Source organism: Nitrosomonas sp. sh817 (assembly GCF_030908545.1).
GTDB lineage: Bacteria > Pseudomonadota > Gammaproteobacteria > Burkholderiales > Nitrosomonadaceae > Nitrosomonas.
Window position 1 is genome coordinate 1,804,847 of record NZ_CP133083.1, and the last position, 16,616, is coordinate 1,821,462.

Consider the following 16,616-nt stretch of genomic DNA (forward strand, 5'->3'; position numbering starts at 1 on the left):
AACAATTAATTGATAATTATCCCATAAAGTTTACCGGTTCAACAAATTGAACAATCCGCAGCTAATGATTGAACGAATGCATCTTCCACGCAATGACCAGCAACCCTAACAAAGCCGTGACCGCGCTGATAAAAAAAGTGACCTCCGCTCCCAGCCAATCCCAGGTATAACCGCTCGAAACCGCCCCCAAGGCGCCGCCGAGACCGTAGGCAATGCTGGTATAAAGCGCTTGTCCTTTCGCTTGATTACGCCCTTTGAAAAAATAATGGATCACCATCATTGCCGCGACATGATGCGCCCCGTAAGTCGCCGCATGCAATATTTGCGCCAGAATCAATATGGCCGGCCAATCAACCCAACTGCCTATCAGCGCAAAACGGAGCGTGGCGCAAGCGAAACTGAACATCAAAATCTGCTTGAGGCGGAAATGCCGCATCAGCCAAGGCATGATGAAAAAAATGCCGATTTCACAGATCACGCCGATCGCCCATAGCCATCCGACAAATCCCTTGTCATAGCCATGCTCAACCAGATAAATCGAGAAAAAAGTGTAGTAGGCGCCGTGCGCAAACAACATCAACAGGCTGGAAAATAGAAAAGCTATGACTTCGGGGCGCCTGCAAATTTGCCGGATCGAATGAAATCCGCTGACATGACTGATGATTTCCTTTTCCGGTATCTGGTACGAAAATAGCACGATACCCACCTTCAATCCCAGCACGACCCAAAGCAGCCAAATGATCTCAACGATTTCCAGCAAATAACCAATGCCCACAACCGATACCACAAACCCTACCGACCCCCAGGAACGGATCCGGCCGTAACGGTCGGTCGAATCGCCCAGATGCGACAATGTAATGGCTTCCATCAAAGGCAGCGACGCACTCCAAAAAAAGCTCATCAACAACGTCACGAAAAAAATCCAGACGAATGATTCACCCCAGAAAAAACCGCAATAACTGATCAAACCGCAGACAGCGGCCAATTGCACCACGCGCACGCGCTTTCCGGTATGATCCGCCAGCCATCCCCAGGCTGCGGGAGAAAAGATCCGGGTTACCAGTAATAATGACATCAGCACGCCGATTTGCAGCGCGTTAAAATGCAGCGATTGCAAATACAAGCTCCAGTACGGCGAAAAAGCTCCAATGAAAGCAAAATAGAAAAAATAAAAACCGGATAAGCGCCAATAGGGAAGTGTCGGCATAAATGTTATGCGAAAGCTGATAACCACATGATTTAGAAAAATTACCCGGCACGATGCCGGCATTAAACCCGGGAAGCGGCTTGCAATCAATCGAAAAACTTGCCGGATTCCTTGAAAACCGCGATTCTACTAGAATTCCGCTTGCCTTTTAGGGAAGCCCTGATTAATTCAGTGAACGAGAGGAAGCACGAGGCGCACGGAACGCAGCAACCGAGACATATCGAAAAGATAGGCGAGGAAGCGAGTACCGCGCAACGATTTGATTCGCTCGTATAGTCAATTAATCAGATGGAATGGACACCGCCCTCCTGACAACGGCATCGCAATGTGCCACAGTTGGCTTTCAATCATCAACTCAAAATTGGAGGGCAGCATCCATGGATAAGATTAGCGTAGTTGGTTTGGATTTGGCAAAGAATGTTTTTCAGGTACACGCTGTTAATGCACAAGGACGGGTGGTTGAGCGCAAGCAATTGAGGCGAAGCGAGGTACTGTCGTGGTTTGCAAAGATCGAACCTTGCCGGATTGGGCTGGAAGCCTGTGGCGGCATGCATTATTGGGCACGCAAGCTGAGCGAGCTGGGGCATACGGTGCGGCCGATGGCGGCAAGGTTCATCAAACCCTATTTGAAGTCGAACAAGTCGGATATGCTCGATGCGGAAGCCATTTGTGAAGCAGTGCAACGCCCGGGAATGCGCTTTGTTTCGGTTAAGTCCGCGCAGGAAGATACCGGCGATGAGTTGCCGCCGATGTGCCGGGATTTGGCCGCTGTGTTGCGGGATCAATTATCGGCACTCGATGAGCGGATTGCGCTACTGGAGCACAGGATTCAGCAATGGCACGTCAGCAATGAAGCGAGTCAACGCTTGGCCGGGATTCCTGGTGTGGGCGTCATAAGCGCTACCGCGATTGCTGCAGCGATAGGTGATGCAAGGGCATTTACCAATGGACGGCAATTTGCCGCTTGGCTAGGACTGGTGCCACGCCAGGCATCGAGCGGCGGGCGGCAACGTCTGCTGGGAATCAGTAAACGAGGTGATCGTTATCTGCGCACTTTGATGATCCACGGTGCGCGTGCTGTAATCCGGCATTTACGTGCGCGGCAACAAGCCGGTAAGCCGCCTGGCAATGCCTGGATTGCGCAACTGCTGGCGCGGTGTCATCCCAATGTCGCAACAGTGGCGCTGGCCAATCACAATGCCCGGGCAGCTTGGGCATTGCTGGCTAAAAATGAAACCTATCGTGCTAGATACGCTGCTGAAGCATGATGATATGAGCGATTCATAAAAAACAGAAGCATCGTTAACAGGAGGATATTCATTCACGATTGCTTGCATTTATGTGATGGGAAGACAGGTCGGACCGCGGCGGCCAAACCCGGGGAAGCTCTCGAAGCAACCAGACTTCGCTATTCAGATTGGGACCCGCCGGCGAATACACCATAGGGGCTCTGAGCTAAACGCTCTTATCAAAAGCCGAATGTAAGTGTGCAATCGAACCTTGTGTTTCTATACATCAGTGCTTGCAAGACGGGCGGTGTCCATGTAAGCGCTTCCCTAGGAGAACTAAGCTCGACAGCCTGAAAAGACTTATCCGTCAAAAAAAGAAATTTACCGCAGCGCATCAATTTTGCTGGAATAAATTGGTGATCCCGTCCAATCCCACATAATTAATCGAATAGGTGGCATGATTCTGAACGATAGGTTTCGCATGATAAGCAATACTGACACCCGATTCGGACATCATATCCATATCGTTGGCACCATCCCCGACGGTAATCACTTGTTCGTGTTTTAGATTCAATGCCTCGCAAACCTGCCGGAGAACTTGCGCCTTACCTTGCCTGCCGATGATTTCTCCTCGCACCTGTCCGGTTAATTTATTGTCATGGATATCCAGCACGTTGGCCGCGGCAAAATCCAATCCCAGCTTAGCTTTAATGCGTTCTGTAAAGAACGTGAAACCACCGGATATCACCATCGTTTTTAACCCGGCGCGCTTGGCCTTCTGCAACATGATTTCGGCACCAGGATTCAATTTCACGCGCTCGTCGTACACTCGCTGCAACGCATCTTGATGTAAACCCTGCAACAATGCGGTGCGCCGCATCAGACTTTCTTCAAAATTCATTTTGCCTTGCATGGTTTGCTGTGTGATTTCCGCAACCTGCGCTTTGATGTTCAGCATGTCGGCAATCTCGTCAATGGATTCGATCGCCAATAATGTCGAATCCATATCCATTGCAATCAGCTTGAAGTCCGATAGCTTAATATCCGGATTAACAAATGCAAAATCCAATTCCGCTTGAGCGCAATGTTCCATTATTCCCTCAGAGACATTGGCTCTTGTCAGACGAAAAGCCTGCCCGGTTATCCGTTCAATACCATCCGCCTGTGATAACTTTGCCAAATCACGCAGATCACTGTTATTAATCTCCAGACCCTGAATAATCAGATTCATTATCACTAAAATTAAGATATCAATGAAGCGGCAATTATAAGACTTCTCACACGCACCATTCGACTATTTGATTCCGGCCAGCATTCTTGGCGGCATAGAGCGCGGAATCGGCAGCCTTGACCATGTCTTTGGGTTCAAAAAAATTGACATCGCTCTCTTGATACGCCGCCACGCCAATCGATGCAGTAACACGAATCGTGGTAGCGCCATCGAATTTATAGGCGATTGCTGCAATCGCATCCTTTAATCGGGAAATTAAATTCCGCGCAGCAACCAATGAAGTGCCCGGAAGAATCAAAGCAAATTCTTCCCCTCCGTAGCGGCTCAACGTGTCATCTTGACGGATCTGATCAAAAATTGTTTTGACCACAGCCGCCAATATGGAATCTCCAGCGACATGCCCATAGGTATCGTTAACATTTTTGAAATGATCGAGGTCAATAATGGCAATGGTTAACGGTAAATGATATTGCGAGGCCAGATAAAACTCCCGTTGTAATGTCTCATCGAAATAAGTGCGGTTATAGGCGCCTGTTAAACCATCGCGCTGCGATTTGTCTTCCAGGTCTTTCATTCGGGATAAGCTATATATCAGCAATAACTCTTTAGCTTCAGCCAGAATTCCAGTGACTTGCGACGAATGATGGATCTTCAGTTCAAACAAATCTTCAACCGCATTTAAACCAACTTCCATAATTTTAATGACTTCGATCAATGCATTGGCATCAAATCCAAGCCAGTTCTGTGCCGCATCATTCAACGCAATCATTTTCTCGGCTTCCTGCGGATAAATGAAATAATCCGCCAGATACCGGGAAACCGCCAAGCATGATTGCAAAGTGGGTCCCAGATGCCTAGGCTCCGGTTGGCAATGACTGTTAATACACGATAATGCAATGTAATCCGGTATATGCCACTTCTTGAGCAAGGCATAACCAAGCTCATCGTGACCGCAACCGAATGTTTCACGTTCGGTTTTCAGCAGCGTATCGTGATCGGTCGTTGTGATAAAAATTTTTTCATACGCTTCCGGCATCAAGGCCCAAAAAGCAATGATCCCGATTTCTTGGATCAAACCTGCTAAAAACAAGTCATCCAAGTAGCTTAAGCCCAACTTTTCGCCAAGTGCTCTGCAAGCAAGCGCGGAAGCAATCGACCGGCGCCAAAACACATGACCATCAAATACCTTGTCCTCAACAGACAATGATGCTTTCATCAATGTATGCGACAAGGAAAAAGATAAAGCAATGACAAGTACGGTATGTGTACCCAGGATGCTGACCGCTTGGCGAATATTGGTTGCAATCCGCCGGGATTTATACAAAGGTGTATTCGCTGTCCGCAGCAATTTTGCAGACAACACCGGATCCATGGAAATATATTGGCAAATAGTTCCGATATCTGCATTCGGATCATTGGCCAATTCGATTATCTTTACAGCAACCGCAGGTAAAGTCGGCAAAGTCTCGCAAATATTTAATCGGCTTCTCAGTGAATCATCAATCACTTATTACCCTTATTTTCATGTAACATCTATATATTACTGAATAATATACTGATTAATCTCCAATAATATTAAGATAGCATATTAACCTGAATCTGTAGGCGGTATTTATGGAATAACGCTGGAATGAACATCGATATGTCGAATTTGACGATCGCCGTCCATTTTTTCGAGCAAACTGCTACTATGCAGTATTATTTTCTTTTTCATTTTTTGACAGAATCTGCTTTTTTCTTTTTTAATATAGCAGGTCAATAAAAGAAAACTTCGTATCTAATGACTCATCGTGCAATAAAGGAGCTGGATGTGGATTTCGCAATAAAAGTAGGAACATCGGATAAACAACGTGGCGCATGTGTGGTTGCCGGTATCTTTGAATCGAGAAAAATGTCGGAAACGGCAAAAATTCTGGATAAAGCGACCGAAGGTTATATCAAGAACATCCTTGCTTCCGGAGACATGGAAGGAAAGGCGAATACCTCACTGCTGTTGCACAATGTACCCAATACACAATTCAAAAGGATCCTGCTGATCGGTTTGGGAAAGGAACAGGAATTCAAGGAAAAAACGTTCTTGTCGGCGATCGGTTCGATTCTAAATACGCTGCAAAAAACCGCAGTGACCGATGTTACGCTGTCCTTACCGGATTTTCCGCTCAAACAAAAAAACAGCGATTGGAAAGTCACACAAACCGCCATCGCGGTTTCAACCAGCTTATATCGCTTTGATCAGCTCAAAAGCAAGCCGGACAACGATCGCAGTCAGTTACGGAAAGTTGTTTTATGCATAAACGACCGCGCCGAGCTACCAGGTTGCGAGAACGCGTTGCAACAAGGTCTGGCCATCGCGAAAGGCATGAATTTAACCAAAGACCTGGGAAATCAAGCGCCGAATATTTGCACACCTACCTATCTTGCCAAACAAGCCAAAGATCTCGCAAAAACACACAAACTTAAAGCGACCGTGCTTGAAGAGAAAGATATGGAAAAACTTGGCATGGGTTCGCTGTTAGCCGTCGCTCGCGGCAGTGATCAGCCCGCCAAGTTAATTGTGCTCGAATATCAGGGCTTAACCAAGAAAGATAATCCGGTGGTTCTGGTCGGCAAAGGCGTTACTTTTGATACCGGTGGCATCTCACTCAAACCCGCTGCGGAAATGGATGAGATGAAATTCGACATGAGCGGCGCCGCTAGTGTATTGGGGGCTATGCTGGCAACAGCGGAGTTGAAATTACCCATTAATTTAATAGGAATCATCCCGGCAACCGAAAATATGCCCAGCGGCAAAGCCACCAAACCAGGCGATGTCGTCACCAGCATGTCGGGACAGACCATTGAAATTCTCAATACCGACGCGGAAGGCCGGTTGATTCTTTGCGATGCGCTAACCTATGCCGAGCGTTACAATCCGAAACTGGTGATTGACATTGCCACGCTGACGGGTGCATGCGTAATTGCGCTCGGAAATTTTACGACCGGCTTGTTAAGTAATGATGAACAGCTTGCGCAGGAACTGATTGCGGCGGGAGAACAAGCGGTTGATAAGGCATGGCAACTGCCACTGGGAGATGATTATCAAGAATTATTGAAAAGCAACTTTGCCGACATCGCGAATATCGGCGGCAGAGCGGCAGGCACCATTACCGCGGCCTGTTTCCTTTCCCGTTTTACTAAAAAATACCGTTGGGCGCATTTGGATATCGCCGGTACTGCCTGGAAATCCGGAAAAGATAAAGGATCGACGGGCCGGCCTGTTCCGCTATTAATGCAGTTCCTGATCAGCCAGGCGAAGTAACGTTAAACGCCATTGGGTACCTCCAATAATAGAGAACCCTTGATGAAATAGCATGGAAACAAGCAAGGCTCAGATTTTTTTCTATTCCGGATCCGACGACAAACTTATTACGGCTTGCCGGTTGTGTACCAAGGCGGTTCAACAACAGATGAGAGTGCTTGTCTATGCCCTGGATGAGTCCTTAATTGAGCGATTTAATGAATTACTCTGGACGTTTTCTTCCATCAGCTTTGTTCCCCACTGCAACCTGCGCGATGAGCCTAGCCTGATCGATGTAACGCCGGTAATTTTAAGCAACCGCATCCCTGCTGATGCGCATTTCGATGTATTACTCAATCTGGATCGGCAGCATCCGCCTGCGATTGGTGGATTTAAGCGGGTTATCGAGATTGCGGATAATGCTCCGGACGATAAAGCGGAAGCTCGTGTTCGATACCGTTTTTATAAAGAAGCCGGTTATGCGATACAACATTTCCAGCTTAATGAATAGTCGATTATCTTATGAATGAGAATAATGCTTCATCGGACCTTGATGACTCTGAAATACTGGAGAAATTCAGGAATCTACTGAACAAGTATCAGCATCATGGCAAACTCATTTCAGCCAGCGAGTTTTCGCACTCCATCACGGCGCCATCATCTGACAATCGGCCAGATGCTGATAAATCCAGTGAAATCCCGCTATTGACCGATGTCGTGATACTGCACCCAACCGTTATCCATCCTCAACCTGCGCGTCTGACGCCGATCCGCCAAATATTGGATTCGGCATTAGCGGAATGCCTGATCGACATGAATGCCACGGATCGTAAAGCGCTCGCAAGCGCACTGGAAATTCGATTGGCTCGTCTTCTGAAATAAATTTTCATTGTCTAAAGGCTGACCGGACTTGTTATGCGGGTCAAATGCCTTCCGCTATAATGCAGGCTTTTGCATCACTCAACAAAAACATAGAACTCTTCCATGGAACTCGATAAAAGTTTTGATCCTAAAACGATAGAAAGCCGCTGGTATTCCACTTGGGAATCGGGCGGCTATTTCAAGCCGGCAACCGCCAGCGAACATCCCCCATATTGCATCATGCTGCCGCCGCCCAATGTTACGGGTACGCTACACATGGGCCATGCATTCCAGCATACTTTAATGGATGCTTTGACACGCTATCACCGCATGCTTGGCGACAATACCTTATGGCAACCGGGTACCGATCACGCCGGTATTGCAACGCAGATCGTGGTCGAGCGGCAATTGGATCAGCAGCAATTGAATCGCCGGGAAATGGGGCGTGAAGCCTTTTTACAGCGCGTTTGGCAGTGGAAAGACGAATCCGGCTCCACGATCACCCGGCAAATGCGGCGTTTGGGTTCCTCCTGCGATTGGACTCGCGAACGGTTTACCATGGATGCGGAATTATCTCGCGCCGTCACTGAAGTGTTTGTCCGGCTCTACCGCGAAGGATTGATTTATCGCGGCAAACGTCTGGTAAATTGGGATCCCGTGCTGCAGACTGCGGTCTCCGATCTCGAAGTTATTTCCACTGAAGAAAATGGCTTCTTGTGGCTCGTCCGCTATCCGCTGGAACAGATGGATGGTATTCATACCGAACCAAATGAAGCCTTGATTGTTGCCACGACACGCCCGGAAACCATGCTCGGCGACGTTGCAGTCGCCGTCCACCCGGAAGATCCGCGTTATCAGCATCTGATCGGACGGCATGTCCGGTTGCCGTTATGCGAGCGCACAATCCCTATTATTGCCGATACCTATGTCGACCGGGAATTCGGAACCGGTTGTGTAAAAATCACGCCCGCTCATGATTTTAATGATTATCAAGTGGGCCAGCGGCATCATTTGGCAGCCCTCAATATTTTCACACTGGATGGAAAAATCAACGACCTGGCGCCAATTGACTATCAAGGCATGGATCGTTTCGAGGCCCGGAAAAAAATTGTTGCAGACCTCGAAAATCAGGGATTCCTGGTCGAAACAAAACCGCACAAATTAATGGCGCCGCGCGGCGATCGCACCAACACCATCATCGAACCGATGTTGACCGACCAATGGTATGTCGCCATGGAAGGGCTAGCCAAGCGTGGGTTGCAAGTTGTTGCCGGTGGCGAAATTACTTTTACACCGGACAACTGGACTCATGTTTATAACCAGTGGCTGGAAAACATTCAGGACTGGTGCATCTCCCGGCAATTATGGTGGGGACATCGCATCCCCGCTTGGTATGACGAGGATGGGAATGTCACGGTTGCGTATGATCTGGTTGAAGCGCAAAAATTATCCGGAAAAACCGATCTTACCCAAGACGAAGATGTGCTCGATACCTGGTTCTCTTCGGCGCTTTGGCCGTTTTCCACACTCGGATGGCCCCACGATACTGCGGAACTCAAAACCTTTCTGCCGACTTCGGTGCTGATCACCGGATTTGACATCATTTTCTTCTGGGTTGCACGAATGGTGATGATGTCGCTGCATTTCACCGGCAAGGTACCGTTCAAGGAAGTGTATATCACCGGCCTGATCCGCGACTCCGAGGGCCAGAAGATGAGCAAATCCAAAGGCAACGTGCTCGATCCGCTGGATCTGATCGACGGCATTGCCTTGCCCGATTTGATTGCGAAGCGCACCACCGGGCTGATGAATCCTAAGCAAGCCGATGCGATTGAAAAAACTACCCGCAAGCACTTTCCCGATGGCATTCCTGCCTTTGGCACCGATGCCTTGCGCTTTACCTTTGCCAGCCTGGCGTCACACGGCCGCGATATTAAATTTGATATGCAGCGCTGTGAAGGTTACCGTAATTTCTGTAACAAGTTGTGGAATGCAACGCGCTATGTGCTGATGAATTGCGATGGCAAAGACACCGGTGTGGACGAGGCCATCCCTCTGACCTATTCCGCCGCCGATCTGTGGATTATCGGCCGCTTGCAACAAGCGGAGCTGGCAATTGCCCAAGCATTTGGCAATTATCGCTTTGATTTGGCTGCACGGGAAGTCTATGAATTGGTCTGGGATGAGTATTGTGATTGGTATGTGGAATTAGCAAAAGTACAGCTCATCTCCGATCAGGATGCGATACAACGGGCAACGCGCCGGACTTTGGTGCGTGTGCTGGAAGCAATGCTGCGGCTTGCTCATCCGATTATTCCTTTCATTACCGAGGAATTGTGGCAAAAAGCGGCGCCATTGGCCGGAAAATCAGGCGCCAGCATCATGTGCCAGCCTTATCCGGTTGCGGATCCGCACAGGATTGACCAATCCGCGATCGAATATATTCTGTTACTGAAAGAATTAGTCAACGCCTGCCGCACCTTGCGCGGCGAAATGAATTTATCGCCCGCATTGAAAGTGCCGCTGCTTGCAACCGGAGATGCGCACACACTAAAGCAATGCCGGCCGTATCTGTTGGCATTGGCAAAGTTATCCGATATGGAAATCCTGCCGGAAGAATTGCCGGATGCCGACGCACCGGTTGCAATCGTGCGCGATTTCAAGCTGATGCTCAAGATCGAGGTGGATGCCGCCGCCGAACGCGAGCGTTTGTCGAAGGAAATTGCACGTATTGACGCAGAGATCGCCAAAGCGCAAGCCAAACTATCGAATCCGGGTTTTGTCGCGCGCGCGCCGGCGCATGTCGTCGAACAGGAAAGAGAACGCTTGGCGGCTTTTGAGACGAAACTTAAAAATCTCAAAGAGCAATTGCAGAAATTAAATTGAGCTGACGATTTATTGAAACAGCGCGATCACCGGTCATTGGCCGGTGATCGCCGGATCGAGCCAAGTCATTCTCTCATTGATTAGTTTGCGCCATTTGAATCACCGGTTGTGCGCCTGATTCCGATAATAAAACGGTCATCATATTGGTGACCAGCACCGCGCGCTGATCCGAGGTTAGTGACACAATCTGCTGATCTTCCAATCTTTTTAACGCCACCTCGACCATCCCGACTGCTCCATCAACCAGCTTTTGGCGCGCCATTACTACTGCTTCCGCCTGTTGACGCCGCAACATCGCGTTGGCGATTTCCGGCGCGTAAGCAAGATGGGCGATTTTGGCTTCTTCGATCACAATGCCGGCCACATCCACATGTTGTTGAATCGATTCGCGTAACACCGCCGCAATTGCATCCAGATCGGTACGCAAGCTCTTGCGTTGCCCCCCTTCGGCATCGTCATAGGCATGGCTGCTGGCCACTTGGCGAACAGCGGATTCACTCTGTATTTGCAGATAATTCATCGCGCTTTCCACATCGAAAACCGCCCGAGCGGTATCATGAATGCGCCAAGCAATGACTGCAGCAATTTCGATGGGGCTACCGCGTTCATCATTGACCTTTAGTACCGGCGTATTCCAGTTATTGATGCGCAGCGATACTTTGGTTCTGCTATAAAAAGGATTAACCCAGAAAAAACCGCTGGCATTAACGGTGCCAACATAGTTGCCAAAAAAAATCATTACAGCAGCCTGATTCGGTTCTAAGGTGAATAAACCTTTACAAAAAAACAGTGCAATGGACAGTAACACGCCACCAGCAATAATCTTGACCGGCATACCCGGTGTCGCCACAAGAAAAATTCCCACTAGCAATGCGGCAATCAATAACACCAGCATCAACCATCCATTGGTGCCCGAAATAATTTGTTCGTCGGTTCCGATCGCCTTGCTGCCAGATCTTTTTTCCAAGATAGTCCCTCCTATAACTTACAACGATGTGTATTAAGAATAAGGTAATGGCTAGAAAAGATACTGTCAAACCGAATAAGAAGCCGCAAAATTGCTTATTTCCTCATTAGCTTATTGAAAAAAAGAATTATCATTCAGGTATTACGTTATTAGTTTCGAATCACCATTTATGAGAAACGCAAAGAATGCTGCTGAAAGCATCAAGATCTCAGATCATCAAAAATGATATTGAACATCTTATGGTATTGTTCTATTTGAGATTTATAGACTAATCTTATTTTCCTAGAAAAAAATACAAGAAATTGATATATCCATATGAAAATAAATATTTATAATAACGGAGATGTCCGTTGAACTACGTGTCAATTAGCGCGACCATCCCAAAGATTCGTTTCAACTTCTCGCTCTCAACTGTTCTTGCAGTTAGGTTTTTTAAGTTTTATCCGTCCTCAATGGCCGTTTGGAGCCACTGAATAACAAAACCGATGGGATACGCTAAAATATTGGCAATTGAGTTCGTGAATAATCACTTCAGCAATTCTATTTCGAGTAACTTATGATACGCTCAATTTTTTATGGTCTTTCAGTGATATTTTTCTCACTGGCAATTTTAATAATCTACAAAGCTGTTAAAAATCCCGGGGATCATTCCTCGCCCATCAATTTGCCGTCGGAACTCGCATTGACACCGGAACCAGCCTATTCGCCACCGGCGCCTCCGCCTCCATTCCCGGATCTCGCGAATCATGAATCGTCCATACTTGACCATCACACCTCTGCTCCTAACAACGAAGCGAGAATTGCTGACACCCAGCAGGAGAATCAATCCAACGCTCCCGAAGCAGTGACGCAAGATGTAATCGATAGCAAAGCAGAATCGCAATCTCGAACGTTGATAGTGTTCAGCGGTAAAACATTTCGCTCCGGACAGGATGTCATTCAAGACGTTGCCTATACCACAATAGAAAAACTTGTTAAAGAAATCAACGCATCTCCGGGAAGTCTGATCCTGATCGAAGGTCATACCGACAATATTCCGACTGGAAAAATTGACAGTGATAATGCGGAGCTATCGTCCCGGCGCGCCAAAGCCATCGCCAATATCCTGATGCTTCATGGCATTCCATCGCAACGGATATCAATTAAAGGTTATGGAGATACCCGTCCGATTGATTCCAATAACACTGAAGAAGGCCGGGCGAAAAACCGTCGAGTCGAAGTAAAACTGATACCCAGGGAGGGAAACATTTAATGAGCATGTACGTGCAACACTTCAACCTCAATTTACTTCCCTTCGAGAATGTACCGGATCCACTATTCTTTTATGATCAAGGCGATCATGCACGCATTCGGAAACAGATATCCGGCTCTCTGCAAAGCGGTCGCGGTCTCATCGTCGTAACCGGTCCCATCGGTTCCGGAAAAACTACGCTGAGCCAAATGATAAAAGCCGACTTTCCTGACAATATAAAACTCATTTGGATGGCCGAGCCACCTGCGAGCAGCTCCGATCTCTATTTGTTTTTAGCACAAGAGCTTGGGATTCAACCATCCTCATCCGAAAAAACCTTCGTCATGAGAGACATCAGAAATGCGCTCCTCCGAATCAACGCGGAGGGGAAGAAATGCCTGGTCATTGTCGACGAATCTCATTTGATGACCGAAGATGTTATTAATGGCATCCGGCTATTAAACAACCTCGAAGAAGGATCCTTAAAGCTCATTCAATTATTATTGCTAGGCCAAGATGAGTTAATGGAAAAAATTAATCGTCCTGAAATGGCGCCTTTTAAACAACGCATCGCTGCCCTCGAAACACTCGGTAAAATGAATGTTGATGGCGTCCTGAGATACATAAAGCATCGCATTCACATTGCGGGCGGCACACCCGATCTGATTTCAAATACCGGCTGGGAAGCGCTATCGATTGCATTCGGTGGCGGTGGAACGCCCCGCACTATTAATTCGCTATGCGATCGATCATTTAACGTCGCCTACGAGCGCAATAAACCCATCGTCGATGCGCAAGATATTTATGAAGCAACGCAACGAATGGGCTTGGTTACCGATGTATTTCATTACATCATTATGCTTAACAACCAAGAGCGAAAAAAACAAGAGTCTCAGACTGAAAATGCTGATACTGTCTCTGAAGTTGCAGTGGCTCCAGCAATCATTCCCGTTGAAAATCAACCATCAACTATTGCAGCAAGAAAGATTGAACATAAAAGCGAGATAATCAACGATGTAATACAAGATATTTCCGCAATAAAAATCGATACTTCGGAAAAATCGTTTGATGACATCGCCAATACGATTAAAGCCAAATATGAGCAAAAAAGCTTAAAAACACCTGCGATCGTGCTGGTGTCATCAATGATCGCATTTATCTCAAGCATTTTTTATTTTTGTCATCACTCCGATGTTGCTGGATTATTTGCATGTCTATTTGAATTAGTTAGAATTTGAGCGATCGCACATACTTACTAAACCCCGGCAACCGTTGTCTTATGTTTCTCAAGGTGCTTTCTTCAAAACAAAGAGCTGTGCATTACTCTGTAAAAAGTTGATTCTCCTCATTCAAAGAAAACAGGGGTGGATCCGATTTTCTGGACAAGTGCCTTAGGAGTTTTCTCGAACCATCAGCCTGCCTTCGGCATGGTAATAGACCTATAGTAATCTGGTCGGATATTGCTATCGGGATCTGATGTTTCCGATTTTCATTGTAAAGTAGAAGTAATTGCCGGCGATTACATGGAATCAGGGGCTGACTCATCAGCATTGAAATAAATTAGGGGGTGTAAAATTTTGTGTAGTAAGAAATACCATTTACACAAAATTTTTACACCCCCTACTGCTTTCTACTGCCTCAAGCATTTTGCTAGACACACTTGAAAAAATTGCAAGTCTAGCCGCTTATTAATATCAACAAAAAACTAAGCGTAGCAACGAAGCCGCTGAGAAAACGTTTGAAGAACTTCAATCCCACTCTCTTCTGCACGGCGACACCAATCTTCCAATTTTTTTACAAGCTCCTCAGTCGAGGCTGTTGAGCGTTGCCAGATTTCAGCTAATTCTTCACGCATTGTATAAACTTTATCAAGAGTCTTCGTATTACTCAGGACTTGATTCAGCTTCTCGCGTTCATGCTCTTGTAACGTTCTAGAATCTGCCAGAATCCAGCGCTTCAAAGTTGAATTATCAATTCCGTACTGTGCAGTGGCTTCTTTTAAGTGAATAATTTCTTGAGAGAAAGTAGATTTAAGTGATTTTGTGTATTTTGCCAGCACTTCATAACGATGAGAAATAACCGCCTGCAAGGTATCCGAGTCACATTCAGTCTTGGCACTATCGATACGCAGCTTAGGAGCAACTTTCTTCACCTTTGCAAGCCCCGCCATTTCCAAGATTCGTATGTAAAGCCAACCGATATCGAATTCATACCATTTATTGGATAGTCGTGCAGATGTTGCATAAGCATGATGATTATTATGCAATTCTTCACCACCGATCAAAATACCCCATGGTACGATATTTTTACTGGCGTCTTCCGCTTGGAAATTGCGATAACCCCAATAATGACCTACCCCATTGATAATGCCAGCAGCAAAAACTGGCGCCCATAGCATTTGTATCGCCCAAATGGTAATACCGATAGGTCCAAACAAGATGACATTGATAATTAGCATCAATGCGACTCCTTTGGCGCTATGCTTGCTGTAAACATTACGCTCTATCCAATCATCCGGTGTTCCATATCCATAGCGTTTGAGCGTTTCTATATTTTTCGCTTCTTTACGATAAAGTTCAGAGCCTTCGGCCAATACTTTTCCAATGCCGTAAATTATAGGGCTATGCGGATCATCGCTGGTTTCACATTTTGCATGATGCTTGCGGTGTATCGCCGTCCATTCTTTTGTAACCATCCCTGTTGTAAGCCACAACCAAAAACGAAAAAAATGACTTGGTAACGGATGCAATTCCAAAGCACGATGCGCAGAATGGCGATGAAGATAAATTGTGATAGAAGCAATCGTGATATGCGTTAAAATCAATGTTACAACAACATATCCCCACCATGGCATAACAATCACACCCGAAATCAATGTGAGAAAATCAGAAATCATATAATTATCATCCTTTTAAAGATCTGCAATTTACAGATCTGACAAATAAAAGCAAATTAAATTGCTTACCCTGCACTATAAATTCTTAAAACTCTATATTTAACACTGAACATCTTAGGCTTATTATTTTGGAATAAAATTCTATACTACACTATGTGGAAAAGAAATATTAATTTCTGTATTAAGGTCTGTTAACGCTATTTGATATATTTGGAGATGGAGATCACCGAAACTCGATATCAACAGATCGAACACTGCATGCCGCGTCAGGGTGGCAGCATCAGCCATTCTAACTTGCAAGTTCTCAATGCCATTCTTTACGTTGCTAAGCATGACTGCAAGTGGCGAGGACTAACCAAGCGCTTCGGCAACTGACATACTACCTATACTCTCATGAATCGCTGGGCAAAGAGTGGTGTCCTGAGCCATGTATTTGGATTACATTTCGGTTGTTCTTGCGTTAACGAGTAACAAATAAGCCAGCCGCGCCCCTGAGCCATGTATTTGGATTACATTTCGGTTGTTCTGCTCAAGGTGACAAAAGATTCGCCTTGGGCGGAATGACCGTGCCATGTACAGAAAGAGCAACGCGATTGAACGATTGTTCCGAACACTCAAGGGATTTCGCCGCATCTTCTCCAGATTCGATAAGCTTGATCTCGTCTCTATCTACTTTATTCACTTCGCCCTCATTGTCGAAGCACTCAGATTGTGTTAACAAGCCTTAGTGAAAGAGCCGTACGTGAGAGTCGAGTGACATCGCCACAATGCTTTGAAGCTTAAAATATATTTCCAAGCTGAACGCACATCACAGCCAAGCTTACCTTGTAT

The 16,616-nt window shown here is 46.5% G+C and carries 13 protein-coding genes and 1 pseudogene; 8 read left to right on the forward strand and 6 right to left on the reverse strand.

Annotated features, from left to right (window positions below; all coding sequences use genetic code 11):
* Window positions 1-61: 61 nt before the first annotated feature.
* The gene (locus tag RBH92_RS08455) at window positions 62-1,207 is read right to left on the reverse strand and encodes an MFS transporter (RefSeq protein ID WP_307931661.1); all 1,146 of its coding nucleotides are present in this window, start codon (window positions 1,205-1,207) and stop codon (window positions 62-64) included.
* 377 nt (window positions 1,208-1,584) lie between these two features.
* On the opposite strand from RBH92_RS08455, the gene RBH92_RS08460 reads away from it, so the two are divergent.
* Entirely contained in the window at window positions 1,585-2,475 is an 891-nt protein-coding gene (locus tag RBH92_RS08460; protein WP_307931662.1) for an IS110 family RNA-guided transposase, read from the forward strand.
* 355 nt (window positions 2,476-2,830) lie between these two features.
* Here the strand turns inward: RBH92_RS08460 and serB are convergent, their stop codons facing one another.
* Window positions 2,831-3,667 (reverse strand): phosphoserine phosphatase SerB, encoded by an 837-nt coding sequence (serB, locus tag RBH92_RS08465; RefSeq protein ID WP_307931663.1) that lies wholly within the window; start codon window positions 3,665-3,667, stop codon window positions 2,831-2,833.
* A gap of 46 nt (window positions 3,668-3,713) precedes the next feature.
* Window positions 3,714-5,129: a sensor domain-containing diguanylate cyclase gene (locus tag RBH92_RS08470; protein ID WP_307931664.1), complete on the reverse strand. Its 1,416-nt coding sequence runs from the start codon at window positions 5,127-5,129 to the stop codon at window positions 3,714-3,716.
* Window positions 5,130-5,477: 348 nt separating this feature from the next.
* Here RBH92_RS08470 and RBH92_RS08475 point away from each other — a divergent pair, with 348 nt between their 5' ends.
* The 4 genes from RBH92_RS08475 (at window position 5,478) to RBH92_RS08490 (ending at window position 10,691) form a co-directional block, all read left to right on the forward strand.
* Window positions 5,478-6,965, forward strand: coding sequence for a leucyl aminopeptidase (locus RBH92_RS08475; protein ID WP_307931665.1), 1,488 nt, complete (start codon window positions 5,478-5,480; stop codon window positions 6,963-6,965).
* A gap of 52 nt (window positions 6,966-7,017) precedes the next feature.
* Window positions 7,018-7,455 (forward strand): DNA polymerase III subunit chi, encoded by a 438-nt coding sequence (locus tag RBH92_RS08480; RefSeq protein ID WP_307931666.1) that lies wholly within the window; start codon window positions 7,018-7,020, stop codon window positions 7,453-7,455.
* Window positions 7,456-7,466: 11 nt separating this feature from the next.
* Complete coding sequence (locus tag RBH92_RS08485; RefSeq protein ID WP_307931667.1) at window positions 7,467-7,826, forward strand: hypothetical protein; 360 nt, start codon at window positions 7,467-7,469, stop codon at window positions 7,824-7,826.
* A 102-nt stretch (window positions 7,827-7,928) separates the two neighbouring features.
* On the forward strand, window positions 7,929-10,691 hold the full coding sequence (locus RBH92_RS08490) for a valine--tRNA ligase (RefSeq protein WP_307931668.1): 2,763 nt from the start codon (window positions 7,929-7,931) through the stop codon (window positions 10,689-10,691).
* Between the two features lie 73 nt (window positions 10,692-10,764).
* Here the strand turns inward: RBH92_RS08490 and RBH92_RS08495 are convergent, their stop codons facing one another.
* Window positions 10,765-11,658 carry an SPFH domain-containing protein gene (locus RBH92_RS08495; RefSeq protein ID WP_307931669.1) on the reverse strand — a complete coding sequence of 298 codons (894 nt, stop codon included), beginning with the start codon at window positions 11,656-11,658 and terminating at the stop codon, window positions 10,765-10,767.
* Window positions 11,659-12,214: 556 nt separating this feature from the next.
* Between RBH92_RS08495 and RBH92_RS08500 the strand changes: the two genes are divergently transcribed.
* Entirely contained in the window at window positions 12,215-12,910 is a 696-nt protein-coding gene (locus RBH92_RS08500) for an OmpA family protein (protein ID WP_307931670.1), read from the forward strand.
* Window positions 12,910-14,127 carry an ExeA family protein gene (locus RBH92_RS08505; RefSeq protein WP_307931671.1) on the forward strand — a complete coding sequence of 406 codons (1,218 nt, stop codon included), beginning with the start codon at window positions 12,910-12,912 and terminating at the stop codon, window positions 14,125-14,127. The genes RBH92_RS08500 and RBH92_RS08505 overlap by 1 nt, the downstream gene beginning before the upstream one ends.
* A gap of 467 nt (window positions 14,128-14,594) precedes the next feature.
* On the opposite strand, the gene RBH92_RS08510 is transcribed toward RBH92_RS08505, so the two are convergent.
* A complete protein-coding gene (locus RBH92_RS08510; protein WP_307931672.1) occupies window positions 14,595-15,785 on the reverse strand; it encodes a DesA family fatty acid desaturase in 1,191 nt (396 codons plus the stop codon).
* 216 nt (window positions 15,786-16,001) lie between these two features.
* Between RBH92_RS08510 and RBH92_RS15015 the strand changes: the two are divergent.
* Window positions 16,002-16,220, forward strand: a pseudogene (locus RBH92_RS15015) (transposase); the annotation flags it as partial.
* A gap of 94 nt (window positions 16,221-16,314) precedes the next feature.
* Here RBH92_RS15015 and RBH92_RS15020 read toward each other — a convergent pair.
* Window positions 16,315-16,467: a hypothetical protein gene (locus RBH92_RS15020; protein ID WP_489684532.1), complete on the reverse strand. Its 153-nt coding sequence runs from the start codon at window positions 16,465-16,467 to the stop codon at window positions 16,315-16,317.
* Window positions 16,468-16,616 lie beyond the last annotated feature (149 nt).